Annotated in this window: 1 protein-coding gene and 1 pseudogene; both read right to left on the bottom strand. The window is 57.2% G+C overall.

Annotated elements, in window-relative coordinates; all coding sequences use genetic code 11:
* Nucleotides 1–186, bottom strand: a pseudogene (locus tag ACTJKM_RS22240) (hypothetical protein); the annotation flags it as partial.
* Between the two features lie 170 nt (nt 187–356).
* Nucleotides 357–1,114, bottom strand: a protein-coding gene (locus tag ACTJKM_RS22235; protein WP_197423395.1) for an IS5 family transposase whose coding sequence is annotated in 2 segments (ribosomal slippage) — nt 357–799 and nt 799–1,114 — 759 coding nt in all. Because the reading frame shifts where the segments join, the coding sequence is not laid out codon by codon here.
* Nucleotides 1,115–1,384: the final 270 nt, after the last annotated feature.

The raw sequence follows: 1,384 nt of genomic DNA, 5'->3' as shown, positions 1-1,384 counted from the left end.
GCCCTTGTCGTTCACGTGCACGAGCGGGCGTATCTGCGGATCGCAGCCGGGCGCATCGAGGTAAAGCTGCTGCATGTAATCGGCAAGTGCCGGCGGCGGCGTGCTCTGGTCGTTGCGGAATACCCGCTGGAACATGCCTGCGATCGCTGGGATGTCCGCGCGTTCAAGCGAACGGATTTCGCTCATTTTCACCCGTTTCCGGCCGCAAAAAGATAATCATACCAAGTCGACTTTCTATCGGTCCCGCCACATTGTTTATGAATCTAGTACTTTCGGCCCAAGGCGGACAATAGCTTTGCGCCGACTGACTGTTGATATAACCGCGAAACCTTACTTCATGGGGCTTCAACGTTGGACTAGGCCCTGTTGACAAAGTATGGCAGCCATATCTTTGCGGCGGCCAGGGCGAGGAATGCTGAGAAGGATTTTCGTGTCTTGTCGTATCGGGTCGCAACGCGACGGAACTGCTTGAGGCGATTGAACATCCGCTCAATACGGTTTCGGTCCTTGTAGGCCCGGTAGTCGCAGGCAAGCGGGTTCTTGCGGTTGGCCTTTGGCGGAATGACCGGCCTGATCCCATGGATCAGGAGTTCTTCACGCAGGAAATCGCCGTCATAGCCTTTATCGGCAAGGAAGTGCTTCGGCTTGCCGACCGGTATCGCCAGCAGATCATGAACGGCGTTGTAATCCGAAGTCTCGCCACCCGTCAGGATGAAGCCCAGAGGGCGTCCTTGACCGTCTGCACGGGCGTGGATTTTTGTCGTAAAGCCGCCGCGTGATCGACCAAAAGCCTCCTGATAAGTCCCCCTTTAGCGCCCGCAGCCTGAGAGTGGCCGCGAACCGTGGTGCTGTCGATCATGTGCTGCCAATCATCCGTCAGCCCCAGTTCGGCGAGAGTCTCAAGGAGAGCATCCCACACGCCCTGTTCGGCCCAACGGCGAAAGCGCACATAGACCGAATTCCACTTTCCGTAGCGCTCATGCATGTCGCGCCAAGGGCAGCCGACCCGAAGAACATGCAGCATGCCGTTCAGATATTGCCGATTATCGTGCGCGGGGCGAGACTTCCTCCCGCGCTCGGTGGGCAACAGCCCCTCAATGATCCGCCACTCCATATCCGTCAGGTCGCCACGAGCCAAAACCGCCTCCTAAAAGGCAGTTTTGAATCACGCTTCCGCTGATTTGGGAATCAGCTTGGGTAACAGGACCTGGGCCAGATTAACTCCGTCTTCAAGACAATACGCTGTCGCGTACGGCCTCCCTCGCGATCGCGCCAGAGTGAGAACGCTCCGGCCTAGAGCATTTCCCTTTCATGCTGGATCGTATCCGCATGAGTTGAAGTAGTTTCTGCATTCTTTTGGCGCGACGAGATGGACGAGCTTGCC

Source organism: Ensifer sp. 22460, from assembly GCF_052044935.1.
Lineage (GTDB): Bacteria > Pseudomonadota > Alphaproteobacteria > Rhizobiales > Rhizobiaceae > Ensifer.
Note: the sequence above shows the minus strand (reverse complement) of the source record. Positions and strands in the feature narration are given on the sequence as shown.